This is a genomic window from Litorivivens sp. (assembly GCF_057445395.1).
Genome location: NZ_JBVBUV010000007.1, coordinates 21,445 through 48,314 on the forward strand (window position 1 = coordinate 21,445; position 26,870 = coordinate 48,314).

Annotated in this window: 24 protein-coding genes and 3 tRNA genes; 13 read left to right on the forward strand and 14 right to left on the reverse strand. The window is 54.1% G+C overall.

The genetic code is table 11. The features are described 5' to 3' along the window. Positions 1-13: 13 nt before the first annotated feature. Complete coding sequence (locus AC222A_RS03940) at positions 14-460, forward strand: nuclear transport factor 2 family protein (RefSeq protein WP_372747477.1); 447 nt, start codon at positions 14-16, stop codon at positions 458-460. An 85-nt stretch (positions 461-545) separates the two neighbouring features. Here AC222A_RS03940 and acnB read toward each other — a convergent pair whose 3' ends face one another. Further along, positions 546-3,158 (reverse strand): bifunctional aconitate hydratase 2/2-methylisocitrate dehydratase, encoded by a 2,613-nt coding sequence (gene acnB / locus AC222A_RS03945; RefSeq protein WP_372747476.1) that lies wholly within the window; start codon positions 3,156-3,158, stop codon positions 546-548. A gap of 218 nt (positions 3,159-3,376) precedes the next feature. Here acnB and AC222A_RS03950 point away from each other — a divergent pair, with 218 nt between their 5' ends. Continuing rightward, positions 3,377-3,850, forward strand: coding sequence for a DUF1289 domain-containing protein (locus tag AC222A_RS03950; protein WP_372747475.1), 474 nt, complete (start codon positions 3,377-3,379; stop codon positions 3,848-3,850). 54 nt (positions 3,851-3,904) lie between these two features. Further along, complete coding sequence (locus tag AC222A_RS03955) at positions 3,905-4,540, forward strand: MiaE family protein (RefSeq protein WP_486774651.1); 636 nt, start codon at positions 3,905-3,907, stop codon at positions 4,538-4,540. A 16-nt stretch (positions 4,541-4,556) separates the two neighbouring features. Here the strand turns inward: AC222A_RS03955 and AC222A_RS03960 are convergent, their stop codons facing one another. The 7 genes from AC222A_RS03960 to AC222A_RS03990 form a co-directional block, all read right to left on the reverse strand. Next, positions 4,557-5,006: an ANTAR domain-containing response regulator gene (locus tag AC222A_RS03960; protein WP_372747473.1), complete on the reverse strand. Its 450-nt coding sequence runs from the start codon at positions 5,004-5,006 to the stop codon at positions 4,557-4,559. Beyond that, positions 4,999-6,285, reverse strand: coding sequence for a CmpA/NrtA family ABC transporter substrate-binding protein (locus tag AC222A_RS03965; protein ID WP_486774652.1), 1,287 nt, complete (start codon positions 6,283-6,285; stop codon positions 4,999-5,001). Before AC222A_RS03965 ends, AC222A_RS03960 begins: the two co-directional genes overlap by 8 nt. Beyond that, positions 6,282-7,139, reverse strand: a complete 858-nt coding sequence (locus tag AC222A_RS03970; protein WP_372747471.1) for an ABC transporter ATP-binding protein — start codon at positions 7,137-7,139, stop codon at positions 6,282-6,284. The genes AC222A_RS03965 and AC222A_RS03970 overlap by 4 nt, the downstream gene beginning before the upstream one ends. 19 nt (positions 7,140-7,158) lie before the next feature. Next, a complete protein-coding gene (locus AC222A_RS03975; RefSeq protein ID WP_372747470.1) occupies positions 7,159-8,178 on the reverse strand; it encodes an ABC transporter permease in 1,020 nt (339 codons plus the stop codon). 49 nt (positions 8,179-8,227) lie between these two features. Further along, positions 8,228-9,592, reverse strand: a complete 1,365-nt coding sequence (locus AC222A_RS03980; RefSeq protein ID WP_372747469.1) for a CmpA/NrtA family ABC transporter substrate-binding protein — start codon at positions 9,590-9,592, stop codon at positions 8,228-8,230. A gap of 265 nt (positions 9,593-9,857) precedes the next feature. After that, positions 9,858-10,586: a UDP-2,3-diacylglucosamine diphosphatase gene (locus AC222A_RS03985; protein WP_372759023.1), complete on the reverse strand. Its 729-nt coding sequence runs from the start codon at positions 10,584-10,586 to the stop codon at positions 9,858-9,860. 3 nt (positions 10,587-10,589) lie between these two features. Next, a complete protein-coding gene (locus tag AC222A_RS03990; protein ID WP_372747467.1) occupies positions 10,590-11,084 on the reverse strand; it encodes a peptidylprolyl isomerase in 495 nt (164 codons plus the stop codon). A gap of 106 nt (positions 11,085-11,190) precedes the next feature. Here AC222A_RS03990 and AC222A_RS03995 point away from each other — a divergent pair, with 106 nt between their 5' ends. Together AC222A_RS03995 and cysS are read left to right on the forward strand one after the other, a co-directional pair. Beyond that, the gene (locus tag AC222A_RS03995; protein ID WP_372747466.1) at positions 11,191-12,873 is read left to right on the forward strand and encodes a glutamine--tRNA ligase/YqeY domain fusion protein; all 1,683 of its coding nucleotides are present in this window, start codon (positions 11,191-11,193) and stop codon (positions 12,871-12,873) included. A 17-nt stretch (positions 12,874-12,890) separates the two neighbouring features. Next, positions 12,891-14,267 carry a cysteine--tRNA ligase gene (gene cysS / locus AC222A_RS04000; RefSeq protein WP_486774653.1) on the forward strand — a complete coding sequence of 459 codons (1,377 nt, stop codon included), beginning with the start codon at positions 12,891-12,893 and terminating at the stop codon, positions 14,265-14,267. A 21-nt stretch (positions 14,268-14,288) separates the two neighbouring features. Here cysS and AC222A_RS04005 read toward each other — a convergent pair whose 3' ends face one another. From AC222A_RS04005 to folD, 4 genes are all read right to left on the reverse strand, one after another. Beyond that, a complete protein-coding gene (locus tag AC222A_RS04005) occupies positions 14,289-15,353 on the reverse strand; it encodes a GGDEF domain-containing protein (protein WP_372759176.1) in 1,065 nt (354 codons plus the stop codon). Between the two features lie 309 nt (positions 15,354-15,662). After that, positions 15,663-16,004 (reverse strand): VanZ family protein, encoded by a 342-nt coding sequence (locus AC222A_RS04010; RefSeq protein ID WP_372783593.1) that lies wholly within the window; start codon positions 16,002-16,004, stop codon positions 15,663-15,665. Then, positions 16,004-16,630 (reverse strand): lysophospholipid acyltransferase family protein, encoded by a 627-nt coding sequence (locus AC222A_RS04015; RefSeq protein WP_372783591.1) that lies wholly within the window; start codon positions 16,628-16,630, stop codon positions 16,004-16,006. Before AC222A_RS04015 ends, AC222A_RS04010 begins: the two co-directional genes overlap by 1 nt. Continuing rightward, positions 16,630-17,484 (reverse strand): bifunctional methylenetetrahydrofolate dehydrogenase/methenyltetrahydrofolate cyclohydrolase FolD, encoded by an 855-nt coding sequence (gene folD, locus AC222A_RS04020; protein ID WP_372783589.1) that lies wholly within the window; start codon positions 17,482-17,484, stop codon positions 16,630-16,632. Before folD ends, AC222A_RS04015 begins: the two co-directional genes overlap by 1 nt. 238 nt (positions 17,485-17,722) lie before the next feature. Between folD and AC222A_RS04025 the strand changes: the two genes are divergently transcribed. From AC222A_RS04025 to AC222A_RS04045, 5 genes are all read left to right on the forward strand, one after another. Further along, positions 17,723-17,799: transfer RNA gene (locus AC222A_RS04025), tRNA-Pro, on the forward strand. 33 nt (positions 17,800-17,832) lie between these two features. Then, positions 17,833-17,909: transfer RNA gene (locus AC222A_RS04030), tRNA-Arg, on the forward strand. A 21-nt stretch (positions 17,910-17,930) separates the two neighbouring features. Next, positions 17,931-18,006, forward strand: a tRNA-His gene (locus AC222A_RS04035). Between the two features lie 219 nt (positions 18,007-18,225). Beyond that, positions 18,226-19,308, forward strand: coding sequence for an OmpA family protein (locus AC222A_RS04040; RefSeq protein WP_486774654.1), 1,083 nt, complete (start codon positions 18,226-18,228; stop codon positions 19,306-19,308). Positions 19,309-19,391: 83 nt separating this feature from the next. Continuing rightward, positions 19,392-21,047, forward strand: a complete 1,656-nt coding sequence (locus AC222A_RS04045; protein WP_486774655.1) for a ShlB/FhaC/HecB family protein — start codon at positions 19,392-19,394, stop codon at positions 21,045-21,047. A gap of 179 nt (positions 21,048-21,226) precedes the next feature. Here the strand turns inward: AC222A_RS04045 and AC222A_RS04050 are convergent, their stop codons facing one another. Further along, complete coding sequence (locus AC222A_RS04050) at positions 21,227-22,882, reverse strand: electron transfer flavoprotein-ubiquinone oxidoreductase (RefSeq protein ID WP_486774656.1); 1,656 nt, start codon at positions 22,880-22,882, stop codon at positions 21,227-21,229. Between the two features lie 395 nt (positions 22,883-23,277). On the opposite strand from AC222A_RS04050, the gene AC222A_RS04055 reads away from it, so the two are divergent. From AC222A_RS04055 to AC222A_RS04065, 3 genes are all read left to right on the forward strand, one after another. Continuing rightward, the gene (locus AC222A_RS04055; protein ID WP_372799542.1) at positions 23,278-24,030 is read left to right on the forward strand and encodes an electron transfer flavoprotein subunit beta/FixA family protein; all 753 of its coding nucleotides are present in this window, start codon (positions 23,278-23,280) and stop codon (positions 24,028-24,030) included. Further along, positions 24,027-24,956: an electron transfer flavoprotein subunit alpha/FixB family protein gene (locus tag AC222A_RS04060; RefSeq protein ID WP_372764786.1), complete on the forward strand. Its 930-nt coding sequence runs from the start codon at positions 24,027-24,029 to the stop codon at positions 24,954-24,956. Before AC222A_RS04055 ends, AC222A_RS04060 begins: the two co-directional genes overlap by 4 nt. Before the next feature lie 87 nt (positions 24,957-25,043). Next, positions 25,044-25,673, forward strand: coding sequence for a YceI family protein (locus AC222A_RS04065; protein ID WP_372810462.1), 630 nt, complete (start codon positions 25,044-25,046; stop codon positions 25,671-25,673). Positions 25,674-25,682: 9 nt separating this feature from the next. Here the strand turns inward: AC222A_RS04065 and AC222A_RS04070 are convergent, their stop codons facing one another. Further along, entirely contained in the window at positions 25,683-26,846 is a 1,164-nt protein-coding gene (locus tag AC222A_RS04070; RefSeq protein WP_372799546.1) for a cation:proton antiporter domain-containing protein, read from the reverse strand. Between the last annotated feature and the right edge of the window lie 24 nt (positions 26,847-26,870).

The window sequence follows — 26,870 nt, forward strand, 5'->3', positions numbered from 1 at the left end:
AAGGAGCCGCCGTATGCTGTCCCAACAGGAAATCTCAGATCGTTTTGAAATTCAGGATCTGCTGTTCCACTACGCTGATATTATAGACCGCAAGGCCGCTGATGAATTGCGGGATGTCTTTACGGAAGATGCCCATATAGATTACAGCGCCTTTGATGGCTCGGTCGGCGACGTTAATACCACCATCGACTTCCTGAAGCAGGCACTGCCCGCATTCCCCAACTCCCAGCACCTTAACGCCAATATTCAGATCAAGCTCAATGGTGACGAAGCCGAAGGTCGGGTGATGTGTTTCAACCCCATGGAAATGTCGATGGGCGACGACCAGCCAACCCATGTGTTTATGCTGGGGCTATGGTATGTCGACAAATATGTAAGAACGGATAAAGGCTGGCGGATTAAGGAAAGGGCGGAAGTAAAAAGCTGGAAATTCAATACGCCGGATTTTATGACGTTCTAGTGGCTGTATAGGCCAGCAAACTCACCAGCCCGCGTTAAAAAAAGCCCGCGCTAGGCGGGCTTTTCAAGCTTGCTCAGTAAACGGCTTACGCCACTTCCTGAATCTCCACCGCTGCAATGCGGGCGCCTTCCTCGGCACCTTTCTGGAACTCTGCAATCTGATCAAAGTTCATGTAGCGATAGATTTCGCTGGACATGGAATCGAGATCTTTCGCGTATTGCAGGTACTCTTCCGGCGTTGGCAGTTTGCCCAGAATTGCGCCAACCGCTGCCAGTTCGGCAGAGGTCAGGTAGACGTTAGCGCCATCACCGAGACGGTTGGGGAAGTTACGGGTTGAGGTGGACAGCACCGTGCTGCCTGGGGCTACTCGTGCCTGGTTACCCATGCACAGTGAACATCCAGGCATTTCCATGCGCGCGCCGGCGCGGCCGAAGATGTTGTAGTAGCCTTCTTCCATGAGGGTGTGCTCGTCCATTTTGGTGGGCGGAGACAACCACATGCGGGTGCTGATGCCACCTTTGTGCGCGTCCAGCAGTTTGCCGGCGGCACGGAAGTGACCAATGTTGGTCATGCATGAGCCGATAAAGATTTCGTCAACCTTGTCACCAGCCACTTCAGACAGCTTTTTGGCATCGTCCGGGTCGTTCGGGCAGCAAACAACAGGCTCGTTCACGTCGGCCAGATCGATTTCGATCACAGCGGCGTATTCGGCGTCTTTGTCGGCTTCCATCAGTTCCGGGTTGGCCAGCCACTCTTCCATTTTACGGGCGCGGCGCTCAAGGGTGCGCGTGTCACCGTAGCCTTCGCTGATCATCCAGCGCAGCAGGGTAATGTTGGAGCGCAGGTACTCGGCAACAGACTCTTCGCTCAGTTTGATGGTACAGCCAGCGGCAGAGCGCTCGGCAGAGGCATCAGACAGTTCGAATGCCTGTTCGGCCGTCAGGTGATCCAGGCCTTCGATTTCGAGAATACGGCCAGAGAAGATGTTCTTCTTGCCTTTCTTCTCTACGGTCAGCAGGCCTTCCTGAATGGCGTAATACGGAATGGCGTGAACCAGGTCGCGCAGGGTGATGCCAGGTTGCATCTTGCCTTTAAAACGAACCAGTACCGATTCGGGCATGTCCAGCGGCATTACACCCGTAGCGGCGGCAAAGGCCACCAGGCCGGAACCCGCCGGGAATGAAATACCCATCGGGAAGCGAGTGTGTGAGTCGCCGCCGGTACCCACAGTGTCGGGCAGAAGCATGCGGTTCAACCAGCTGTGGATGATGCCGTCGCCGGGGCGCAGCGATACACCGCCACGGGTCATAATGAAGTCGGGCAGGGTGTGCTGGGTGTCGATATCCACAGGCTTGGGATACGCGGCAGTGTGACAGAAAGACTGCATGGTCAGGTCGGCAGAGAAGCCGAGGCACGCCAGGTCTTTAAGCTCGTCGCGGGTCATTGGGCCGGTGGTGTCCTGAGATCCCACTGTAGTCATGCGCGGCTCGCAGTAAGTGCCGGGGCGAATACCTTCGACGCCACAAGCCTTGCCGACCATTTTCTGAGCCAACGTGAAGCCTTTGTTGCTTTCTGCTGGTGCTTCCGGCTTGCGGAACAGGTCGGTCTCGGGCAGGCCGAGCGATTCGCGGGCTTTGCTGGTCAGGCCGCGACCGATGATCAGATTGATTCGACCGCCAGCCTGAACTTCGTCCAGCAGTACGTCAGATTTCAGTTCGAATTCGGAGATTGTCTCGCCGGCTTCGTTGAGAATCTTGCCGTCGTAGGGGCGAATTTCAACGATGTCACCCATGTTCAAATCGTCAACGGGTGCTTCAAAAACCAGTGCGCCAGCATCTTCCATGGTGTTGTAGAAGATAGGGGCAACCTTGTTACCGATACAGATGCCGCCAGACTTCTTGTTCGGGGTGCCCGGCATGTCGTCGCCGAAGAACCACAGTACGGAGTTAGTGGCGGATTTGCGTGAGGAGCCGGTACCGACAACGTCACCAACGAAGGCAACGGGCAGACCTTTATCTTGGATTTCCTTGATTTGAGCCATCGGGCCGCGTACGCCATGCTCTTCCGGCTCAAGACCGTCGCGCTTCATTTTGTACATAGCCAGAGCGTGCAGGGGGATGTCCGGGCGGCTCCAGGCATCAGGGGCAGGGGACAGATCGTCGGTGTTGGTTTCGCCGGTGACCTTGAAAATAGCCACTTTAATGGACTCGGCTACTTTGTCACGCTTGGTGAACCATTCGCCGTCGGCCCAGCTTTGCATTACGGCTTTGGCATACTCGTTGCCAGCTTTCGCTTTTTCTTCCACATCGTGGAAGGCGTCGAACATCAGCAGAGTGTGCTTGAGTTCTTCGGCTGCTTGGGCTGCCAATTCGCTGTCGTCCAACAACTCAACGAGCGTCACAATGTTGTAACCGCCGTGCATGTTGCCCAGCAGGGTTACAGCTTTGGAGCGGTCGATCAGAGGAGAACTGGCTTCACCTTTAACAATGGCGGCAAGGAACCCGGCTTTTACGTAGGCCGCTTCATCAACGCCCGGCGGTACACGCTCGGAAATCAGTTCCACCAGAGTGGCTTCTTCGCCAGCAGGGGGATTTTTCAGCAGTTCCACCAAGGCGGCAACTTGCTCAGGGTTCAGGGGTTTCGGGGGAATACCCAGTGCAGCACGCTCGGCAACGTGTTCACGGTAGGCTTCAAGCACAGTTAAGCTCCTCTGGTCGCTATTTCGGTACCCTAAAGCCGCCAGGATCGCTAGCAGCCGGGGCTATCGATGCCCATCATCGACGTCGAAAGGTGCGTAATTATACTGTAAATCAACCAGTTCGCTAAGAGGTAAAGGCAAGACTTGTCTCTGTAAGCGGGGGCGGTTACCGTTATACCCGCCGTTTTTGCCGTGAATAAACCGGAGAAGTTCCATCTGTGAGTCCGCCCACCCTGAGTCAAAATGTTCTGCCACGAGTTACCACCCCCTGCATTGGGGTGTGCTCAACAGCCCTGGGCGACAGTGTTTGCCGGGGCTGCAAGCGTTTTTCCCATGAAGTGATTGACTGGATCAGCTACACCGAAGACCAGAAACGGGTGATTGATCGGCGGCTGGATGACTTTCTAGCTCAGGTGGTGAAGAACAAGCTGCAAGTGGTGGATGCGGGCTTGCTTGAGTGGCAGCTGCAGGCCCAGCAAATTCGCTACAAGCCCCATAAATGCCCTGAAATTTGGGCCTTTGCGCTGCTTAAGGCCGGGGCCGCCCAGATCAGTGATCCCGCCGACTTCGGATTGGCTATCGATGCGCAATATCGCGATGTGCCGCTGCCGCAGTTGCGCGACATGATCGACCGGGAATTCTATATCCTGTCGGAAGCCCACTACGAGCGCTATATGAAGGTCGTGGTCTGACTTGGGTCTGGTATACTTGCGCGCCTTTCACGTAGCCACTGACCAGCCGTAGCCATGAAGACTGTAGATATTCAGCCCGTTAACGATTTTCTTGCTTGTGAAACGCCTGAAGCATGGCTTGAAGCTGCCGTAGAAAACCTTTCTATCTTGTTGATAGATCACGCAAACTGTGAAAAAAAAGCAGCCTCTACTGCGCTAAACCTGATGTACCGCTACGTGGACAAACCGGATCTTTTACACCGTATGTCCAAGCTGGCGCGCGAGGAGTTGCGGCACTTCGAGCAGGTGCTGGCGATTATGCAGCAGCGCAATATCGACTATGTTCAGCTCAGTTCTGCGCGATATGCCGGGGGGCTGCGCGAGCATATGCGCACATCTGAGCCGGGCAAGCTGATTGATGTGTTGATCGTAGGCGCCTTTATTGAAGCGCGCTCCTGCGAGCGTTTTGCGCGACTGGCACCGCGTCTGGATGATGAGCTGGCTGACTTCTACCGTTCACTGCTGCGCTCCGAATCGCGCCATTTTCTCGACTATCTCAAATTGGCCAAGCAGTACGCCAGAGATGCGGGCGTTTCAGCAACTGACGTTGACGATCGAGTGGCATTTTTTGCCGCGAAAGAAGCCGAGCTGATTCAGGCGCCGGATGCCGAGTTCCGTTTTCACAGTGGGCCTATGGCAGCCGCAGCCTGATACCGCGCTGGGCAGCTCAATGAACGGCTACGTCCCGTGGCTGAGCCATCATTGCCAATGCAACTTCTCTTCGCAACACCTCAATGCTGTGACAGTGACTGATCGTGAGATCAATCAGTGCCTGCAGCAGGGCAGGTGTTACCCCGTCGCCAGCGTAAAGACTGATGCCAATATCACCTGCAAGTCGCCGCAGGCTTATTTGCAGGTCGCCGTCGGCACTGACCACAGGTTGCGGCAGGTCTCGGTGGGCTGACACCGCGTGTTCGAGGGTATCGCGGGCGGGTGAATTGGCATCTACAAAAATCAGGTCTGGCTGGAGGGATTCGATCAGGCTGTAGAGGCTGCCCTCGGACGCGCTGCGGGGTATCAGCACCATACCAAGGCTTTCCAATAGTTGAAATAGGTCTTTAGCGCCATCGCTCTCCACCCCGATCAGCAAGGCACGAAGCGCATTTGTGTTATCCATGGGTTTCATTGCTTTGCCTTAATTCGACAATATTGGCGTGGCTGAGATCGTGTTGTTCGAGATAGCTTAATACCTTGCCGACATCGAAGCGTTTACCGTCAAGAAACTGGTTCGGTCCCATATGCGGTGCGAAATTCTGTAGCATTTGTGGCGTAAGATTTCCCTCTGTTTTGCGGTTGATGGCGGGGCAGGGTACCCCGATCTCATTCGCAACTTTGCGGTAGAGTTCTGGCAGGTATACCTGTTCTGCAATGGCGCTGATACTTACCGGATTCTTGAGCTGTCCCCAGCGGTACATCTCAGCGATAAACCACTCAGCCTGATTCAGCCAGGGAAAATTAGCACAGTAGCGGTTGAAAACATGAAAATCCGGAGCGTCCTCGGGGGCGCGGCCGGGGTGGCGCTGACTGATACCGCACAGAGACATGGCGACAGTTTCCAGGTCTTGATCGATATAGCCATGCGCAGTGAGCAGCTCCGCCGTAACCAACCGGTTCTCGGGCTGGTCCAGCCAGGCGCAGGCTTTCATCAGTGCGCGCAGCAGCGCACGGTGGGAGTGGGGGTGTTTTTCCGCCCAACCTTTGGCAACGGCGAAAACCTTTTCCGGGCTGTTATTCCACAGTTCGTACTTGGTCGCGACCACATGGCCCAGGCCGCCGAGTACGGCTACGGTATTCCACGGCTCACCGACACAATAGCCATCGATATCGCCAGATTTCAGGTGGTCCACCATATCCGGCGGCGAAATGACGACAATGTCGATATCCGTGTCGGGATTGGTGCCACCGCAGCCTAACCAGTAGCGCAGTTCATAGTTTTGTGTGGACACAGGAAATACAACGCCGAACCGAAATTTCGGTCGCTTGTTTTGGGTGTTCGCTTTGATGACTAGGTTAAGGGCCTGGGTAGCGGCGAGCGGTGAGAATTCCGCGTCGGGGTCCGTCGCCACAACCGCGTCGTAGAGCCTGTTGCTCAGGGTAATGGCGTTGCCGTTTAAATCCAGCACGAAGCCGGTCACCATATCCAATCGTGGGCCTGCAGCTCCCAGGCGCGCGGCCACCGGCATGCTTGCCAGCATCTGAGCGCCGTCAAGCACGCCCAACCCTACCTTGTCGCGAATACTGGCCCAGGAATGTTCCCGTGACAGCGAAACATTCAATCCTTGTTCCTCGAAAAATCCCTTTTCTTTAGCAACCGCAAACGGAGCGCAGTCGGTCAGCGGAATATAGCCGAGTTTTATATCTTTCTTTTCCAGCGTTGTCATGGGGGTGACTCTCATGCGGCCTCGTCTACGGCTTCGGGATTTTCGGTGCTGGGACGATCCGGCGAGGGCCGGGATTGGGCAAGCGCGGGGTTGGACTGCTTTTGATGGAGGAAGCGCAACACCGCGGCGCGGTACGCGTTGTACTGAGCATCGCTAGCGAGAGTCAGGCGGTCGCGTGGGCGTTCCAGGTTGATGTCCAGCACTTCCCCGATGGTGGCGGCCGGGCCATTCGTCATCATTACAATTCTGTCTGAGAGGAGTACGGCCTCGTCCACGTCGTGGGTGATCATGACAACGGTATTGTTCAGCTCTGTCTGTATTTCCATCAGCGAATCCTGCAGGTGCGCACGGGTCAGTGCGTCCAGAGCGCCAAAAGGTTCATCCATCAGTAACACTTTGGGTTCCATCGCCAGTGCGCGAGCAATACCAATGCGCTGTTTCATGCCGCCGGAAAGCTCCGAGGGGTATTTGTGAGCGGCATGGCTCATGTGTGCGAGCGCCAGATTGTGTTCCACCCATTGCTTGATTTCGGCTTTAGATTTTTTGCCTTTGAATACCTGCTTCACGGCGATCTCAATATTTTCGTAAGCTGTCAGCCACGGAAATAATGAATGATTCTGGAACACAACCGCGCGTTCCGGGCCGGGGTCGGTTACCTCTTTGCCTTCGAGGACCACTGCGCCTTGAGTGGCCTGGTAGAGACCGGCAATGATGTTTAGCACTGTGGATTTGCCACAGCCGGAATGCCCTATCAGCGAAATAAATTCGCCTTTCTGAATTTTCAGGTTAACTTTTTCCAGCGCCCGAAACGGACCCTTGGGCGTTGGAAAATCCATGGTCAGTTGTGACAGATCAACATAGGGGTTCATGATGGGCTCCTTGGATACATCAACTTTTCACGTCTTCGTGAGAGATCATTTTCTGCAGGGTTAGCATCAACCAGTCGAGCACAAAGCCGATAAAACCGATGGTCACGACGGCGAACATGATGCGGGCGAGTGATTGAGAGCTGCCGTTCTGGAATTCATCCCAGACAAACTTGCCGAGACCGGGGTTCTGGGCGAGCATTTCAGCGGCAATCAATACCATCCAGCCAATGCCGAGGGAGATTCGTAAGCCGGTAAATATCATGGGTAGTGCGGCGGGAATCGCAATTTTCCGTACGCGGGTAAACCACCCCAGACGGATAACACGGCCGACGTTGATCAGGTCTTCGTCGATATTGCCAACACCCACTGCGGTGTTTATCAAGGTCGGCCACATGCAACACAGGGTTACCGTTATTGCAGAGTTCACAAACGATTTGGCTAACAGTGGGTCGTCACTAATGTAAACCGCGCTGACCACCATGGTGACGATGGGCAACCACGCTAGGGGTGATACGGGTTTTAGAATCTGAATAATGGGAGATAAGGCTGTGTTTAGTCCGCGGCTAAGTCCGCAGGCAATACCGATGGGAACCGCGATTAGCGAGGCCACAACAAAGCCGGTAAAAACCGTTTTCAGGCTGGTGAATATCTGGTCGATGAAGGTTGCGTTTCCGGTGTAATTGCGCCACTTAATATTGGCGTCAGGGTTGCGTTCCAGCTTCTTGGCGTTACGTTTTTGCTGGCGCTCATAAAAGGCCGCTTCCTTGGCGCGCTCTTCTTTATGCTCGGCATAGAGGGTTTTCCCCGCGTCGAGTACCGCTGAAGGTCCCGGCAATTTCCCCAGGCTGGTATCCACTTGTGCCGCGCCGGCGGCCCATAAAAACAGAAATAGTGAAATGGCCAGTAAGGGCAGCCCAATGAGGTTGCCCAGCAAGCGCGATTGTTCTTTCGGGTCTTCCCAGAAGGCCAGTTTGACCATCGGGACCATCCAGCGAAAGCCTGCGACTTCGAAAAATCCGATGGTTTTTTGCTTGAACATGGTGTCTCCCTAGAGCGTTTTGCCCTCTCCCGTTGGGAGAGGGCGGGCGTTACACTTCGTCTTTGCCTTTCAGGCCGATTTTGAACTTGCCGAGGTAATCATTCGGCTTGGTACCGTCGTAGGTCACACCGTCGATAAACTCTTTCTGCGGCGGTTTGAAGCCGCTTTCTTTAGCAAAGTTCGGGAATTCGCTGGCTTGCATGACGCCGTCGGCAATCAGTTCTTCGGCCGCTGCGCGATAGATGTCAGGGCGATAAACCTTTTTGGCGGTCTCCATATACCAGCTGTCCGGCTTGTGATCGGCGATCTGGCCCCAGCGTCGCATCTGCGTGAGATACCAGATGGCGTCGGAGTAGTAGGGGTAGGTCGCGTTGTAGCGAAAGAAAACGTTGAAATCTGGAACCGGACGTTTGTCGCCTTTTTCGTACTCGAAGGTGCCCGTCATGGAATTGGCGATAACCTCTTCGTCTGCCCCAACATAGTAGGGTTTTGACAGGATTTTCACGGCTTCTGGACGGTTGGCGTTGTTGTTGGCATCCAGCCATTTAGCGGCGCGGATCATGGCTTTCACAACGGCAATATGGGTTTGTGGATATTTGTCAGCCCAGTCCTTGCTAACACCGAACACCTTCTCGGGGTTGTCTTTCCAGATTTCGTAATCGGTGATTACCGGAACGCCGATACCTTTGAATACGGCTTGCTGGTTCCAGGGTTCACCCACGCAGTAACCGTAAATAGTGCCGGCTTCCATGGTGGACGGCATTTGCGGAGGCGGGGTCACAGACAGTTGCGCGTCGGCATTGATCATGCCACTGGTATCACCTTTTTTGGGGGCGTAGTAGCCCGGGTGAATGCCGCCGGCTGCCAGCCAGTAGCGCAGTTCATAGTTGTGGGTGGAAACTGGGAATACCATTCCCATTTTGAAGGGCTTGCCGTCGGCCTTGTATTTATCCACGACCGGTTTGAGGTAGTCTGCCTTGATCGGGTGCACCGGTTTGCCGTCGGCCTGTTTCGGGATATGAGGCTTCATTTGCTCCCAGATATCGTTGGATACGGTGATGCCGTTGCCGTTCAAATCCATACTGAAAGCGGTGATGATATGGGCTTGGGTGCCAAAGCCTATGGTGGCGCCCAGCGGTTGTCCGGCGAGCATATGGGCGCCGTCTAGCTGACCGTCGATAACGCGGTCGAGCAATACTTTCCAGTTGGCCTGTGCTTCGAGTGTTACGTAGAGCCCTTCGTCTTCGAAGAAGCCCTTTTCATAGGCAATGGCTAGCGGTGCCATATCGGTGAGTTTTATGAAACCGAACTTCAGTTCCTCTTTTTCGGGCTCTGCAGCCTGGCTGAAAGAGGTGCTGCCGAGCAGCACGCTTGCTGCTATCGACTTGAACCACTGTTTGTACCTGAGCGACATAACGATCTCCTTGGTGCTGGTTAAATGGGCCGTCGGCTGCAGTCCTGGTGCCCGGGCAAAATGCCAGCTGGTTTTGCTATCACGTACAGCAATGAGTGTGCCAAGGTTAAATAATATAATTAAAACAAGTAGATAGGGTTGTTGTGCGCTAAATCGGGCAATGTGTTGGTTTTCTTTGTGCGCGCAGTTGGTGCTAAAAGGTGGAGGGGTGCATTACGGAGAGTCGATCAAAATGCCCCTGGATGGGGCGGTTAGCCTTTGGGTTTTATAGGGCGATAGCGCGCTGCTGCAGATCGATACCGTCGGCGCTTGCGTGTAGATACCAAAGATTTGTATCCCAATCGCCAAGAACAATCCGCTCGGCGGGTTTGCCTGCGACGGTCAATTGATGGCGTGCCGGCCGGTGGGTATGCCCGTGGATCAGGCGGGTGCAATCGTGGTCTTGCAGGACCTTGACCACTTCGTCCGGCGTGACATCCATAATATCTTCGGCCTTGTTGCCGGTAGCCTCAGAGCTCGCCATACGTAATTGCTGAGCCAGCTCGCGCCGCGCCGCCAGCGGTTGAGCCAGTAGTTGCTGCTGCCACTGTGAAGAGCGCAATTGCTGCCGAAGTTGCTGGTATTCAGTATCCGCCGTACAGAGGCTGTCACCGTGCATCAGCAGGGTTGGAATACCAAACAGATCGATAGTGCAGGGGTCGTCGAGCAGGGTGCCGCCGGTTTGGTTGGCGAAATCCTGACCCAATAGAAAGTCCCGGTTGCCGTGCATAAAAAACAGTTCTGTGCCGGAATCGCTCAGCTGCCTGAAGGCGGCAACACTTTGTAAGGCAATGTTCGAATCGTCATCATCGCCCACCCAGGCTTCAAATAGGTCGCCCAGTACATAAAGGCTATCTGCGCGGCATGCGTCCTGCTCCAGAAAATGTAAAAACGCCCGGAATATGTCCGGGCGTTTTTCATCCAGATGCAGATCTGAGATGAACAGTACGGTCATTGCTTACTCGGCGACGTAGGCTTTCTCGATGATCACGTCTTGTGCTGGCACATCCTGGTGACCGGCGGCCATAGTGGTGGCGACGCCTTTGATCGCGTTGACGGTATCCATGCCTTCGACAACCTTGCCGAACACTGCATAGCCCCAGCCTTGGGAGGTTTTACTGCTGTGGTTCAGAAATTCATTGTTCTTTACGTTGATGAAGAACTGTGAAGACGCTGAATGGGGGTCCATGGTGCGAGCCATCGCCAGCGTGCCCAGCTCATTTTTCAGGCCGTTGTCAGCTTCGCATTCAATCGGGTCGCGAGTTGCCTTTTGCTGCATGCCGGGGGTAAAGCCGCCGCCCTGGACCATAAAACCGTCAATGACGCGGTGAAAAATGGTGCCGTCGTAAAAGCCATCCTCAACATATTGCTGGAAATTGGCTGCTGTTTTCGGTGCCTTTTCAAAGTCCAGCTCGATTTTGATATCACCATGATTTGTTTGAAGAATAATCATTTTACCGCCTGTGTTGATTGGTGTTGAAAGCCGCTATAATACCCGCCTTTTGCGCCGGACGCGAAATCCGTGTCTGAATCGGCAATCCCCCCCATTGGAAGAGTGCATGAGCAAACCCGAAAGTCAGGCTACTAACTTTGTTCGCGATATCATCAAGGCCGATATCGAGGCTGGCAAGATCAAGCCCGAAGCGGTGGTTACCCGTTTTCCGCCGGAGCCAAATGGGTATCTCCATATTGGCCATGCCAAATCCATCTGTGTGAATTTCGGTCTGGCCGAACAGTTCGGCGGCAAATGCAATCTGCGGTTCGACGATACCAATCCCGCCAAGGAAGAGCAGGAATACGTCGATGCAATAAAGGAGGATGTCCGCTGGTTGGGCTTTACTTGGGCCGGTGACGTACGTTTTGCCTCAGACTATTTCGATCAGTTTTACGCTTGGGCGCAGCACTTGATTCGCGAAGGGCGTGCTTATGTCTGCGATCTCAGTGCCGAGCAAGCCAGTGAATACCGTGGTTGGGCAACCAAACCGGGCAAGCCCAGCCCATATCGCGAACGCAGTGCAGAGGAAAATCTCGACCTGCTGGAGCGGATGAAAAACGGCGAGTTTGATGAGGGTAGCAAGGTGTTGCGGGCCAAGATTGATATGGCTTCGCCCAATATGAATCTTCGCGACCCCGTTCTCTACCGAATTCGCAAGCAGTCTCACCATCATACCGGCGATAAATGGTGCATTTATCCGAGCTATGATTTTGCCCACGGTCAGGAAGATGCTATTGAGGGCGTGACCCACTCTATCTGTACGCTAGAGTTTGCCGATCACCGTCCGTTGTACGACTGGTTCCTGGAGAACCTGCCAGTGCCTTCGCGCCCGCATCAGTACGAGTTTGGTCGGTTGAATCTGGACTACACTGTCACTAGCAAGCGAAAGCTCAAGCGTCTTGTTGATGAAGGCCATGTGGATGGCTGGGATGATCCGCGCATGCCCACCATTCATGGTATGCGTCGCCGTGGCTTTAGCGCTCGAGCCATCCGCAATTTCTGTGACGCTTTACCGGTGGCCAAATCGGATGGTGTGGTGAGTATTGCGCAGTTCGAATCGGCGGTGCGGGACGACCTTGATAAACACGCGCCGCGTGCGATGGCGGTGTTGAATCCGTTGAAACTGGTGATTGAAAACTTTGCTGAAGGGGCTGTAGAAAATCTGTCTGCACCGCGCCACCCGAAAGAAGATATGGGCGAGCGTCGTTTGCCCTTTACTCGTGAAATCGTCATCGATGCCGCGGATTTCACTGAAGATACATCGCTGTCGCGCAAAAAGTTCAAGCGTCTGGTGTTGGGTGAATTTGTACGATTGCGCGGTGCCTATGTCATTAAAGCCTGCCGGGTAGAGCATGACGCCAACGGCCAGCCAGCTACGGTGTTTTGCGAGCTGGTTGAAAACACGGTGGGAGAAGATCCGCCCGAAGGTATCAAGCCGCGTGGGGTTATTCACTGGGTTTCCATGAGTGAAGGGCGCAAGGCGACCATTCGCAAGTATGACCGACTGTTTCTGGATGCGGCGCCGGATAAAGGTGAGGCTGATTTTCTGACCCACATTAATCCAGAGTCCAAGGCTGTGCTGGAAAACTGCTGGATAGAACCTGAGCTGGCCGAGGCGCTACCCGAAAGCTGTTTTCAGTTTGAGCGCGAAGGTTATTTCGTGGCGGATCGTTTTGACCACACGTCTGAGCATCCGGTGTTCAATATGACCATTGGTCTGCGTGATACGTGGTCCGCAAAGCAATAGATGAGATAGGCGTAAGCATGTCCTTAACTTTATATAACACCCGTACCCGCGCCAAAGAAGCCTTTGTGCCACTCAATCCGGACAGGGTGACGATGTATGTCTGTGGGCCGACGGTCTACAACTACATACATATCGGCAATGCGCGCCCTGCGGTTGTGTTTGATACGTTGTATCGGGTGTTGAAAACGCTCTACCCGGAAGTGGTTTACGCGCGCAATATCACCGATATCGACGATAAAATCATGCAGGCGGCTAAAGATAATGGCGAGTCCATAGCAGCTGTATCCGAGCGCTATACTCAGGCCTACCTCGAAGACATGGTTTCATTGAATACCCTGTCGCCAGATATGACGCCCAAAGCCACGGAGAATGTGGATGCGATGCAGGCCATGATTGGCGAGCTTATTGAGCGCGGTCATGCCTACGAGGCTGAGGGGCATGTGCTGTTTGCTGTGCAGTCGATGGCAGATTACGGCAAGCTTTCCAACCGCTCACTCGACGATATGTTGGATGGGGCTCGGGTTGAAGTGGCGCCCTATAAAAAATATGCGGGTGATTTTGTATTGTGGAAACCATCCACCGCCAGCGAGCCGGGTTGGGACAGCCCTTGGGGTTATGGTCGTCCTGGGTGGCACCTGGAATGCTCCGCAATGATCAAAGCGCACTTGGGGGACCAGATTGATATCCACGGCGGTGGTCGCGATCTGATCTTTCCTCACCACGAGAACGAGCGCGCGCAAAGCTGCTGCAGTCAGGACGGCGAGGAGTTTGTGCGTTATTGGGTGCACAACGGCTACCTCAATATTGATGGCGAGAAAATGTCCAAGTCTCTGGGCAATTTCCGGACTGTGCGCGACTTGCTGGGGCAATATCGTGGAGAAGTGCTGCGCTTTGCTTTGCTCTCTGCGCAGTATCGTTCAGAACTCGATTTCTCACGGGAGTTGCTCGCGCAGGCCAAAGCCAGTCTTGATTCGCTCTACACTGCCCTGAAAGATACCGCCGACGTAGAGCCGGTATATGGTGCGGTAGAGGAACAGCCGGCTTACAAGGCCTTGCTGGATGATCTCAATACACCTATCGCCATTGCTGAATTGCATCAGTTGGCAAAAGCCTTGAATAAAGCAGAGCCAGCGGCCAAGCCGGCGCTCAAAGGGGCGCTGGTCCATTGCGCTTCACTTATGGGCTTATGCCAGGAATCACCGCAAGCGTGGTTCAAAGAAAGCGTTGGAGCAGCATCCATATCGGCGGAAGAAATAGAAGCATTAATCACCGAGCGACAGCAAGCAAAGCTCGATAAGGCGTACGCTCGCGCTGATGAGATTCGTGAGGAGCTCAAAGCTAAAGGCGTATTGCTGGAGGATAGCCGCGACGGGACCAGTTGGCGCCGCGAGTAGCGATTCTGCCTATGGGACAGGTCAGTCGATCTGACTGATCACCCGATTCCGGCCTAGCCGTTTGGCTTCGTAGAGGTTATTGTCGGCGAGCTCTATCGCTTTTTCTATGCGGTCATACCGTATGGCTTCGGCGACGCCGAAGCTTGCGGTTACCCCTTCGTTTAGTTCACGGAACTCGCAGTGTTCGAGTTTCTTGCGAAGCTTCTCGGCGATTTGGTGGCCGCTCTCCCGATCCGCCTGCTGCGCCAATATTAGAAACTCTTCGCCGCCGATGCGGCTCACTACGTCGTCAGCACGAATGTTCTCGGCCAGCAATCGGGCCACACGTGTCAGTACGGTATCGCCGGCCTTGTGTCCCTCCGTGTCATTGATGCGCTTAAAATGATCCACATCGCATAGAATGACCGCCATTGGGAATTTTCGCATTTCGTTGCGGTGACAATCTGGTAGGTAGAAGGCATCCAGAAAGCGCCGGTTGGTCAGCCCTGTCAGTGGATCCGTCACCGCTTCAATCAGTTTGTCTGTATGTTGTGAGCTCAAGTCCTGATGGCTGCGGTGTCTGAAAAACTCGCTTATTGTGCATAGGGTAATTAGCGTGAGTATCGAGGTGAGTGCACGGGCGATCTCAGTTTGCTCATAATTTGCTGGAATGGCATGTTGATTGCTCAACATGACGGCTATAAGGGTCGCAAGTGTTAAAGAAGCAGCGGCGCCGAGAAAAGGGCCGAGAAAGATAAATTGAATGACGAAAAGTGGGAAAACCCAGTATAGGCCGGTGTTTGACTGACCGCCAGTATACGTTAGAGCGAGAATCAGGCCGCAGATGACGGCGCTGCCTATATATGCCCCTAGCTTTACCTTGCCGGAGCAGTAAACGTAAAGAAATACACTCCAAACACCAAATGCTGTGGAAAACAGCGAGTATTTTAAGAGCTGGCTGTCACCGTTAAGTTGGCGCCAGGCAAAGATCATAAGAATAAGGCCGCCAACGGCTGTCGAGAAATTAAAGACGTAGCCTAGCCGACGGTTTTCAATCTCCTTTCCGGCGGAGTTGGAATGCGACAGTGCGGGCTTGTGTACGCTCATTGAGTTCTGCACTTTATTTTAATTCTTGTGGCGGCGCTGCGACCAGCTAGGCAGGGCGCATTTCCCGTTTGGCTTGTTGCACGGATTGAACGTCAAGACCTCTCGATGCTTTGCAAGCAAAACTGGCTTGTAGCATACCGGATACTGGCCGGAATTTCGCGCCGGCGTTTGCCTGCGATCAGGGGCTAGCTTGCTAGGGTTTGGATACAGCATGGCTCGACAGCCTACTGCGTTGTAAGGACGGTTTGTCGTGATAGGCAGTGGCATTCTACTGCTATGCGATGATTGGCTGGAAAATGTTGGTAGGTGTTATAGCAAGCTGTTTGCGCGACGCCAATAGTGGTTTGCCGCAAGCCATGCCAGTAGCAGGCCGCATCCATTGGCGAGTGCGTCGAGAAGAGAGAGTTCGCGCTGCCCGGACATCCCCTGAAGGACCTCGATGCCCAGACCATAAAGGAACAGAAGCCCAAAGAAAGCTGGGCGCCGACCGAACGACATGGCTAGCACGCCGAGCACAAAATAGGCTCCTAAGTGGGCAACTTTGTCATTGTAGGAAACTGACGGCAGGTCGCTGCCGGGAACCAGTGACGCTATTGTCAGTGCGATGAGGTAACAGGCGAACAGCAATTGGCCCAAGCGCTGGCGCGGCATCAAGATTTTCCCAGCGTCTTTAGGCGCTGGTTGCATTCAGTTAACAGCACTTTCATCGTTCGCCTGTCTTCGCGACTGCCGAAATCGACCGCCTCCACATTCACCTGTACTTGTGCTCCTGGCAGCGGAATTACAAAGCGATCCCATGTGGGCAATCGCAGACCAGCACATTGGCAGCGCAGCAGGTACAACGGTACGCGATTTTTTCGGGCTAGCATAATAGCCCCGGGTTTCATTTCGTGGCGGGGGCCACGAGAGCCATCAACGGTGAATATGACAGACTTACCGCGTTGCAGGGCATCGTTGAGTTCGTAAAATGCTTCTTTACCGCCTTTGGTTGCGGAGCCATACACCATTTCAAACCCTGCGCGGCGGGCGATTACCTGCGCGACCGCATAGCCATTGTGGTTCAGCGAGGCAATCGAAGCGATGGGCTGCCCTGTAAGCAGGGCAACGGTGGCGACCATTTCATCGTGGTATATCGCAATCACGCTGGGTTCGGGCGGACAGAAGGGCTTGCTGAACCTCAGGGTTGGTACGCTGACAAAGCAGGTTTCAAAAAACGCTTGCAGAATCTTGCGCGCTACCTTTTGCGGTGTTGTTAGTGGGCGTTTTCTCTTGGCCATTAGGGTTGTTGGGAAATTGCCTTTTCGCCGGATTCAACGCTCTGCATGATCAGGGTGTTGATGGTCATCGGGCCAACGCCGCCAGGAACCGGTGTGTAGGCTGCAACGCGATCCGTCAGTGGCGCCAGCTCGATATCGCCTACGCCGCCGGGATGGTAACCAGCGTCAACGACGACTGCGCCGTCTTTGATCCACTCAGCTTTGATGAACTCGGGTTTGCCGACGGCGCCCACCACGATGTCGGCCTGCTTGATATGGTCTGCTAGGTTGCGTGTGCGCGAATGACAGGTCGTGACCGTCGCGTTGGCTTCCAGCAGCATTGCGGCCATGGGTTTGCCCAAAATGGCACTTCGCCCAACGACCACTGCATGCTTGCCTTCTATATCGATCTGGTAGTGATCGAGAATGCGCATGATGCCCTTGGGGGTGGCGCAGCCGTAAGCGTCTTCGCCCATGGCCATACGTCCGTAGCCCAGGCAGGTAACCCCATCCACATCCTTGCTCAGTTTTATTGCGTCAAAGCAGGCGCGTTCGTCGATCTGCTCCGGGACCGGATGTTGCAGCAGAATGCCGTGCACGTCCGGGTTGTTGTTGAGCTCGTCGATTTTGGCGAGCAGTTGTTCAGTGGTAGTGGAAGAGGGCAGTTCGACGGCCAGTGATTCCATGCCCACCCGGCGACAGGCATTGCCCTTCATCTTTACATAGGTGGCAGAGGCAGGGTCGTCGCCAACAAGAATGGTTGCAAGAATCGGGATTTTACCGCCGGACTGATCTTTAAGACGAGAAACTCGCTCGCTGAGCTGTTGTTCGCTTTGGGCGGCCAGAGCCTTTCCGTCCAGAATGAGTGCCGACATGGAGTCTCCCTGTTTATACTGTGCTGGCGGGGTGAAAAAATAGGGCGCTATTGTCGCACCTCGTGCGCAAATGGCCAAGCATCTGAGGGGATTGAACAAAACATCGCCAAGTGCCGGAATTCATTACGCTTTGCGACAAAAAAATAAGGCAAAAGCGGGTAAATAGCGATTGACGTCCCCAGGGGTGATGCGTATTATGCGCAGCTCCTCTTGCGGGGCAATATAAAGCTTGGTTTGTCGGGGTATAGCGCAGTCTGGTAGCGCGCCTGCTTTGGGAGCAGGATGTCGGGAGTTCGAATCTCTCTACCCCGACCATTTCTTTGCTTTGTGTTCGCTTGGAGGCGCCGTGCGCCCGTAGCTCAGCTGGATAGAGCAACGGCCTTCTAAGCCGTCGGTCGCAGGTTCGAATCCTGCCGGGCGTGCCACCGCATAGATACACCGCAATGGTGGCCGTAGCTCAGTTGGTAGAGTCCAGGATTGTGATTCCTGTTGTCGCGGGTTCGAACCCCGTCGGCCACCCCATTATTCCCTTCGTGTCATTTTCTTTTGAGATTCCGCCGTTCGGCGCAAATTCTTCGTAATTGTCTCGTTGCTGTGACAGGTTTCCGTGAATAAAGCACTTTCAGGTGTATTCCGGGGTGGATACTTCAAAGTTCTTGCAGTAAATTGTTTTCAAAATGAAGTGCATAGCGTGTATAACGCTTGGCAATAAGGAAAATTACTTACTTCTGGAGAACCTGAATGACCACACTGACTCGTGGCTTGGTAACGGCTTTTTGTGCGTTGCTGTTTTCGATCCCCTTGGTTTCTCATGCTCAGCTCGGCTTGCCGGTCGGTGGCGGCGGTGCCGCAGCGCCAGGTGCTGACCTGAGCTGTACCGGCCGGGGTACTGACGGCAAAATGGCTTGTGGCGACATCGGCCTTGAGGAAACCATGGAATTCTGTGATGACGTAGACGGTGATTTCGTCTGCGATAAGCAGGATGAGTGTCCCGACACGCCAAAAGGTGTGCCAGTATTTATGAATGGCTGTCACGAAATGGAGCTGCGTGAAGATCGCCCCTGGGTGTTGCGCGGCGTAAACTTTGAATTTGATAAAGCCGTACTGCGCGAAGAGTCCATCCCGATTCTTGAGGCTGCGGTCAATGTGTTGAACGAGCACTCCGAATTGCTGGTGTCCATCGATGGACATACCGACAGCAAAGGCAGTGATCTGTACAACGAAATCCTTTCTCGCAACCGTGCAGAAGCTGTTCACAATTACTTCATTCGTCATGGTGTCAACGCTGACCGCCTGGTATTCCGCGGTTTTGGGGAGTCCCGTCCGATCGCGCCAAACAGCTTTGATGACGGTAGCGACAACCCTGAAGGGCGCTTTGAAAACCGCCGTGTAGAGCTCAATGTGCTCGATATGGAAACGTTCAACGCGGCGAAAGCGGAAATTGCGCAGCGTGAGGCACAAATGGAGGCCGAGCGTGCACGCCGTGCGGCAGCCCGCGCCAAAGCTGCGGCGGAAGCAGCCAAGAAAAAAGCCGCGCAAGAGCAGGCCGCTAAAGAGCAGGCAGAAAAGAAAGAACAGCCCACAGAGTCTGCCGAGTCTTCAGTTGATGAATTCGATGCCTCGGAGTACCTCGACTTTACTACCGAAGAGGACTCCTCTGCTGATGACGCGTCCGGTGGTGATACCGCCGAGGCTGGCAGCTCAAGTGCTTCTGACAGCAAGAGTGCAACAGAGGGTGCCTCATCAGACTCGAGCAGCGATTCCGAGTTCGACGAAAGTCAGTATCTGGATTTTCTCGAATCCTACGACAGCGAAGACAAGTAATAAGGTGCCGTTTGGGCGGCGAGTTTCCCTGCCGCCCACGTTATAACGACAGACAAATTTTCGACATTTAGGATCAAACGACTATGGCTATCGATTTACCACCCGCAGTACCGCCTACCCTAGTCAATACAAGCTATATTTCTGACTACGCAGCGGGCGCATCCGCCTATACCGGTAAAGTTGGCAGTTTTGAGCTTCATGTAACCGGTAATCACCATCTCAGCAGTGCTGAGCTGGATAAAATTTTTGAAGTCGCAAAATCGGCTGATCAGGCGATTTTGCTGATCAGCTCTGCGACGAATCGCAAGGGGCATCTCCTGGTTAACACTCTGTATGCGCGGCAACAGAACGTTGTTCATGTGCATGCGCTGCAAGCTCGGGTTGGCAATGTCAGTGGCGACGAGGGCATCGTACCGTTTTTTGACGGACTGGAAGGCGACGCCGATCTGAAGCGCAGCGAGTTTGACAAGGCGCGCGCTATGGCCAACGTCAAATCTGAGCGAACTGGTGTTGACTACAGCGTCAGCTATCAGGTGTCAGAAGAAGATCCCGGCGTGGTCGGTATGGTGTTCGAAGGCAAAGAAAAAGCGGATGCCGACCGCACAGATCTCAAGTTTAAGCTAAGCAACGAAGGCAGCCGTTTTGCGGGGCGTTATTATGCCGATGCCGGTGTTACACACTCCACTCTGGGTGGTACTAATCTGTCGTTAGACTACCAGAAGGCGTTTCCTGATCTTGGTGAGTCACGTGAGGGCGACGAGTACGATCAGATCAGTGTAGGTGTTAACAAGCCGTTTTCTTTTGGCTTGTATGGGCTGCGCGCCAGCGTTGCCGAATACACCCAGGATTTTACACCTGAGTCGGTGGGTGCAGGTGCTGGTCAGACCTGTGATCCTTTATTGGGCTTGCTGTGTCTGCCGGTAGGCGGCGCCGCCACGTCTAATTCGGTTTTCGATGCCGAGATCACGCAGATTGCCTTCACCGGTGAGCAGGTGTTGAGCAGCGACATTGATCGCCGCTTCAGTCTTTATGAAGAGCTCGAGCTGGTCGACTCCCAGATTGAAGATCAGTCTGGCGCAAACCTTCAGGACGAGGTTTATACAACCCTCGAAGTGGGGGCGCGTTACAATCGCCAGTCACGGCTGGGTGATACGCACCTGCTGAAATATACCCTGACGGCGTCAGCCAAAGCGGGCATCGATGACGATGGTGGTTCACTTGAGAGCACACCGGATGCATCAGGCGTTGCGGTCGGCAAGCGTGCGGGTGACTTTATTGTATTCAAGCCACGTGCCGCGGTGCAGATTAGCAACCGCAAGCGTACGACCGTCGATGTGGACTTTGCCGCGCAGATGGCGGATGACCAGCTGCCGCAACAACAGCAATGGGTGCTCGGTGGTGTAAATGCCATCTCCTCATACGTGCCGGGTGTGCTTGTTGGTGATTCGGGTATGTTTGCGCGCCTGGGGCTGAACCATAAACTGGTGGATCTCGATAACTTTGACCTCGTTGCCGGTGTATTTGGTGAATACGGTGAGGCCAACTTTGAAGATGCCAGCGGTGACGCCGGTGACACGGCTGCGATCTCCGATATCGGTGTCCGCATCAAGGCGACCTATGCCGAGACTCTGGAAGTTAACCTGGTGATTGCGGATTCAATTTCCGAGAAAAACTTGCCGGATGCCTTCCTGGAAGGTGCCGAGGCAGACTTCTTTGCCAGCGTTAAGTTTGTGTTCTAAGTTAAAGAGCTATAAAAAAACCGCGCCATGGCGCGGTTTTTTTTGGTCTGAAATCTGGGGACTGAAAACCGGGAGCGTGTTGAATATTAAATAGGCAATTCCTGGGTTCGCTGGATAGCGGGGCGTAAAAAAGCCGCCGGACCGAAAGGGCAGGCGGCTTTGCAGTGAGCGCTAGGCAGTTACATGTTGGGGTAGTTGGGGCCGCCGAAGCCTTCCGGTGTTACCCACACAATGTTTTGCGCCGGATCTTTAATGTCGCACGTTTTGCAGTGGACGCAGTTCTGGCCGTTGATCTGGAAGCGTTTGCTGCCATCTTCGTTGTCTACAACTTCGTAAACACCGGCAGGGCAGTAACGCTGCGCCGGCTCGTCGTAGGTTGGCAGATTGTCGCGAATTGGCAGCGCAGGGTCTTTCAGCGTCAGGTGGCAGGGTTGATCTTCTTCGTGGTTAGTGTTGGAGAGAAACACTGATGCCAGTCGGTCGAAGGTGAGCTTGCCATCGGGCTTCGGATAGGTGATCTCCTTGCTCTGTGCGGCCGGCTTCATGGCTGCATGGTCTGCCTTCTTGTCTTCAAAGGTCCACGGGAGGTTGCCATTGAAGATATTGATATCGACAAAGGAGTAGGCCGAGCCCACGAGGTTGCCCCATTTATGCTGCGCAGGGCCAAAGTTGCGCTGCTGGTAAAGCTCTTTGTACAACCAGGAGTTGTTGAAGGCTTCGGTGTATTCGGTCAGGTCATCGCTGCCGCGTTCCTGTTCGGTGATCGCCTTGTGCACGACCTCTGCCGCCAGCATGCCAGATTTCATCGCGGTATGGCTGCCTTTGATTTTGGCAAAGTTCGGGGTGCCGGCATCGCAACCGATCAGCAAGCCACCTGGGAAGGTCATTTTGGGCAATGACTGCAGTCCGCCTTTGGCAATGGCGCGAGCGCCATAGGAGATGCGTTCGCCGCCTTCCAGGAAATCCTTGATGACAGGGTGGGTTTTGAAGCGGTTAAATTCTTCAAAAGGGCTCAGGTACGGGTTGTCGTAGCACAGGTCGGTGATCAGGCCCAGTGCAACCTGGTCGTCCTCGATGTGGTACAGGAAGCCGCCGCCGAAGGCGCCGTTTTCAGAAAGAGGCCAGCCGGTAGAGTGCACCACCTTGCCCTGAGAGTGTTTCTCGGGGTTGATTTTCCAAAGCTCTTTGATGCCGATGCCGTAGTGTTGTGGGTCTTTGCCCTCGGCAAGGTTGAATTTTTCAATAAGTTGCTTGCCCAGGTGACCGCGACAGCCCTCGGAGAACAGGGTGTACTTGGCGTGCAGCTCCATGCCAGGCATGTAGGAGTCTTTCTGGGAGCCGTCAGCGGCAATGCCCATGTCGCCGGTGGCAATGCCTTTTACGCTGCCGTCTTCGTTGTACAGCACTTCTGCGGCGGCAAAGCCTGGGTAGATTTCTGCGCCCATGCCTTCGGCTTGCTCGGCCAGCCAGCGGCACAGGTTGCCCAAGCTGATGATGTAGTTGCCTTCATTGTGCATGGTTTTCGGAACCGCGAAGCCGGGAACCTTAATGGCCTTTTCCTCGCTGGTCATATAGTAGATGTCATCGCCAGTGACTTCAGTCTCAAGCGGTGCGCCTTTCTCTTTCCAGTCCGGGAAGAGTTCGTTCAGTGCGGTGGGCTCAAAAACCGCGCCTGACAGGATATGGGCGCCGACTTCAGAGCCTTTTTCAACCACGCAAACGCTTATATCTTTACCGGTGCTTTCGCTGAGTTGTCTGATCTTGCAGGCCGCTGAAAGTCCGGCCGGACCAGCACCCACGATCAGTACATCAAATTCCATCGATTCGCGTTCCACGATTGAACTCCTCTTCTGAATCAGTAAATACAGCCAAATCAAGGGGAAAGCTGCATTTGGAAGGCCGCAGAGTATACTGACTGAGGCCGTAAAACACCACCGGTCTACAATGTCTGGTTGTGCAAATGCGAGCTTTGCTGGTCGCTGGCTTGGAATATAATATCGCTTCGCAGTCAACAACTTAGCGTGTTTTCTTTGATTTTTCAGCCCGCGACGAAAAAATGCCGTAGATACCCCCCGAATAAAGGTTATAAATCCGCTAAATGCGTCGCGTTTATTGACCTTGACTGTCAGAAACGTCAAGATACCTCCCGATTTTTACACCGGTGCCAGGGTTCCACCAGCTGGTCATGGCATCACTTTCTCACCTTAGATGAACAGAAAATGGGGAATCCATGAAGGTTCTTGTTGCTGTCAAACGTGTCGTTGATTACAACGTCAAGGTTAGACCCAAGTCCGATGGCTCTGGTCCAGACCTGAACAACGTTAAAATGTCCATTAACCCGTTCTGCGAGATTGCGGTCGAAGAAGCCGTTCGCCTGAAAGAAAAGGGTATTGCCACGGAAGTGGTTGCCGTTTCTCTGGGCGCGAAGAACTGCCAGGAACAGATTCGCACAGCGCTGGCGCTGGGCGCAGATCGCGGTATTCTGGTTGAGTCCGACGAAGACCTGCAGCCTTTGGCAATTGCCAAACTGCTCAAAGCTGTTGTCGACAAAGAAGAGCCGCAGCTGGTTATTCTGGGCAAACAGTCAATCGACGGTGACAACAACCAGACTGGCCAGATGCTGGCTGCGCTGGCCGGTATGGGTCAGGGCACCTTTGCCTCTGAAGTGGCGATCGATGGCGACTCTGTAAGCGTTACCCGTGAAATCGATGGCGGCTTGCAGACTGTTAAATTGAACCTGCCAGCAGTTGTTACCACAGACCTGCGTTTGAACGAACCGCGTTACGCTTCTCTGCCCAACATCATGAAAGCCAAGAAAAAGCCGCTTGATACTCTCACGCCGGCTGACCTGGGCGTTGATGTGGCTCCCCGTGTGAAAACCCTGAAAGTTGAGCCGCCGGCCGAGCGCCAGGCTGGTATCAAGGTTGAGACCGTGGCTGAGCTGGTAGACAAACTGAAGAACGAAGCGAAGGTGATCTCATGAGTATTCTGGTAGTTGCTGAACACGACAATGCAGAAATCAAGGGCGCCACGCTGAGCACTGTTGCTGCGGCGAAAGCTATCGGTGGAGATATTGCCGTACTGGTTGCCGGTGAAGGTTGCGGCGCCGCAGGCGATGCTGCTGCCAAGATTGACGGTGTTGCCAAAGTACTGGTTGCCGACAATGCAGCATACGGACACCAGCTGGCAGAAAATCTGGGCGATCTGGTCGCCGAGCTGGGCAAAGACTACAGCCACGTTCTGGCACCAGCGACCACCACAGGCAAGAACTTCATGCCGCGTGTGGCAGCGTTGCTGGATGTAGCTCAGATTTCTGAAATTATCGCTGTTGAAGACGCAGATACATTCAAGCGTCCGATTTACGCTGGTAACGTTATCGCCACTGTGCAATCTGCAGACGCTATCAAAGTGATCACTGTGCGTACCACGGCCTTTGATGCGGTTGCCGCAGAAGGTGGTTCGGCAGCGGTAGAGGCTGTTGATGTTGCGAAAGACGCTGGCAAATCAGAGTTTGTGAAGGAAGAGATTGCGGAAAGCGATCGTCCTGACCTGACTGCAGCCAGCATCGTTGTTTCTGGCGGTCGTGGCATGCAAAACGGTGACAACTTCGAAATGCTGTACAAAGTTGCCGACAAGCTGGGTGCTGCTGTAGGTGCTTCGCGCGCTGCGGTTGACGCCGGCTTCGTACCTAACGATATGCAGGTTGGTCAAACGGGTAAAATCGTTGCCCCTGATCTGTACATCGCGGTAGGTATTTCTGGCGCAATTCAGCATTTGGCTGGCATGAAAGACAGTAAAGTCATTGTTGCGATCAACAAAGACGAAGACGCTCCCATCTTTCAGGTGGCAGACTACGGTCTGGTTGCGGATCTGTTTGAAGCAGTACCCGAGCTTGACGCTGCCCTGTAAACAGCGACCTGTCTCACAAAAACCCGGCCTAGTGCCGGGTTTTTTTATGGTAGGATTTTTACTTATGCTGATTGCTGGAGAATTAAAATGAAAAAACGCCTGCTTCCCTTGCTGCTCGTCAGTTGCACCGCCGCGGCTGACCTGACCTTGGATAACAGTGTTTCGCAACTCAATTTTGGCAGTATCAAAAACGAGAGCGTGGCGGAATTGCACCGTTTTACCACCCTTGGCGGCACTGTCGACAAGGCCGGAAAAGCAGAAATAACGGTCGAGCTGGGCAGCGTCGATACCCGTATTGATATTCGCGACAAGCGCATGAAGGAGCATCTATTTGAGGTGACGTCCTTCCCGAAAGCAACCTATACCACTAGCGTTGACCTGGATGCGATCAATGATATGGCGGTGGGTGATATTCAGCAGCGGCGCCTTAAGGGTGAGCTTGATCTGCACGGCAAAAAGGCGGGGCTGGAATTGCTGGTAAGGATAGTGAAGGGTACAGGAGGTGCTTTCACTGTTTACACGGTCGAGCCCGCCTTTATTCGGGTGGCTGATTTTGGTCTTGGCGCCGGCGTGGACAAACTGCAGGAAATTGCCGGGTTGAAATCGATAACGCGAGCAGTGCCAGTGACGTTCTCGGTGGTATTTCGAGAGCAGGGTGGCGACGATGATAAGCCGAAGGATGGCGATTCACCATTGAAAAAAGTGCTGCCGTTCTAGCGGCGGCCGTCAGTCCCGGCGCAGTTTGTCAGAAATGGCGATCGGCGTCGGGTAGTTCAGGATAACGATGTAGGACGATACAACGAAGGTGATGATAGTGGTGGCCTGGATCAGGTGAGACGCCTCCCGCCCAATGATAGACGCCCCTGCAGCCATGTAAGCAATCAATAGCGAAAACTCGCTGACCTGTCCTAGTCGAAACCCCAAATCCCATGCCAGCGTGTTGCGCTCACTCAGCCCGTGCAACAAATAGCGGAATGTCACTGGCTTCATGCAGAGCATCACCGTTGCCAGGACTAGCGCTGCTGCCAGCACTTCGCGGATCAAGCTCAAATCAAAACGCGCGCCTAGGGAAAAGAAAAACAGTATCAGGAAAAAGTCACGCAGCGGTTTCAGGTTTACCGCAATGTATTGAGAAATCGGGCTGGTTGCTAGGCTGATGCCAGCCAAAAACGCCCCAATTTCTGCAGACAGTCCCAACGCATGGCCGGCCTCGGCCAAGCCGAGACACCAGCCCAGCGCCACCAGAAAGATGTACTCGTGAAATCGGTCAAAGCGACGTAGGAGTGGTAGCACGACCCACCGAACAGCGCCGAAAGCAAAGGCTATTAACAGTGGTAGTGACAGCAGCGTCAGGCTGAAGTCAGCGACATTGAACTCGCCCAGGCTCAAGGCCATCAATAGCAGTAAGACGAAAATCGCGATCAGATCCTGCAGCAATAGCAGGCCAATCATCAGCTCGCCGGTGTGCTTGTGGTGCAGTACGGTGGTAGGCAGCAGCTTGATACCAATGATAGTACTGGAAAACATCATGGCAGCGCCTATGACCAGGCACTCCATAAACGTAAAACCGAACGCATAGGCAATGCTGAACCCGGTGGCGGCAAATAGAAGAGAGGACAGCAGAGCAACCACGGTAGATTTCTGGATGGTGTCTATCAGTGCGCGTGGCTGCATGTCGAGCCCGAGCAGGAACAGCAGGAACAGAATGCCAACATCGGCAATATCGGCAAGCAATTTCAGGTCTGTGACCCACTCCATGCCGTAGGGGCCGATCAGTGCGCCAAGAACGATATAAGCAATAATCAGGGGTTGGCGGGTGTAGAGTGCAAGTGACGCGACTACTGCAGCGCCGGCGAAGATCAGGAAAAACGATGTGGTAATGCCGCTCACCGGGTAAACCCCGAGGTCGCGCAC

Excerpts from the sequence above, each read along its gene's own strand:
- AC222A_RS03940 (WP_372747477.1), top strand. The coding sequence starts at position 14 with ATGCTGTCCCAACAGGAAATCTCAGATCGTTTTGAAATTCAGGATCTG.
- AC222A_RS03955 (WP_486774651.1), top strand. The coding sequence starts at position 3,905 with ATGAAGACTGTAGATATTCAGCCCGTTAACGATTTTCTTGCTTGTGAA.
- AC222A_RS03960 (WP_372747473.1), bottom strand. The coding sequence starts at position 5,006 with ATGGATAACACAAATGCGCTTCGTGCCTTGCTGATCGGGGTGGAGAGC.
- AC222A_RS03965 (WP_486774652.1), bottom strand. The coding sequence starts at position 6,285 with ATGAGAGTCACCCCCATGACAACGCTGGAAAAGAAAGATATAAAACTC.
- AC222A_RS03970 (WP_372747471.1), bottom strand. The coding sequence starts at position 7,139 with ATGAACCCCTATGTTGATCTGTCACAACTGACCATGGATTTTCCAACG.
- AC222A_RS03975 (WP_372747470.1), bottom strand. The coding sequence starts at position 8,178 with ATGTTCAAGCAAAAAACCATCGGATTTTTCGAAGTCGCAGGCTTTCGC.
- AC222A_RS03980 (WP_372747469.1), bottom strand. The coding sequence starts at position 9,592 with ATGTCGCTCAGGTACAAACAGTGGTTCAAGTCGATAGCAGCAAGCGTG.
- AC222A_RS03985 (WP_372759023.1), bottom strand. The coding sequence starts at position 10,586 with ATGACCGTACTGTTCATCTCAGATCTGCATCTGGATGAAAAACGCCCG.
- AC222A_RS03990 (WP_372747467.1), bottom strand. The coding sequence starts at position 11,084 with ATGATTATTCTTCAAACAAATCATGGTGATATCAAAATCGAGCTGGAC.
- AC222A_RS03995 (WP_372747466.1), top strand. The coding sequence starts at position 11,191 with ATGAGCAAACCCGAAAGTCAGGCTACTAACTTTGTTCGCGATATCATC.
- cysS (WP_486774653.1), top strand. The coding sequence starts at position 12,891 with ATGTCCTTAACTTTATATAACACCCGTACCCGCGCCAAAGAAGCCTTT.
- AC222A_RS04005 (WP_372759176.1), bottom strand. The coding sequence starts at position 15,353 with ATGAGCGTACACAAGCCCGCACTGTCGCATTCCAACTCCGCCGGAAAG.
- AC222A_RS04010 (WP_372783593.1), bottom strand. The coding sequence starts at position 16,004 with ATGCCGCGCCAGCGCTTGGGCCAATTGCTGTTCGCCTGTTACCTCATC.
- AC222A_RS04015 (WP_372783591.1), bottom strand. The coding sequence starts at position 16,630 with ATGGCCAAGAGAAAACGCCCACTAACAACACCGCAAAAGGTAGCGCGC.
- folD (WP_372783589.1), bottom strand. The coding sequence starts at position 17,484 with ATGTCGGCACTCATTCTGGACGGAAAGGCTCTGGCCGCCCAAAGCGAA.
- AC222A_RS04040 (WP_486774654.1), top strand. The coding sequence starts at position 18,226 with ATGACCACACTGACTCGTGGCTTGGTAACGGCTTTTTGTGCGTTGCTG.
- AC222A_RS04045 (WP_486774655.1), top strand. The coding sequence starts at position 19,392 with ATGGCTATCGATTTACCACCCGCAGTACCGCCTACCCTAGTCAATACA.
- AC222A_RS04055 (WP_372799542.1), top strand. The coding sequence starts at position 23,278 with ATGAAGGTTCTTGTTGCTGTCAAACGTGTCGTTGATTACAACGTCAAG.
- AC222A_RS04060 (WP_372764786.1), top strand. The coding sequence starts at position 24,027 with ATGAGTATTCTGGTAGTTGCTGAACACGACAATGCAGAAATCAAGGGC.
- AC222A_RS04065 (WP_372810462.1), top strand. The coding sequence starts at position 25,044 with ATGAAAAAACGCCTGCTTCCCTTGCTGCTCGTCAGTTGCACCGCCGCG.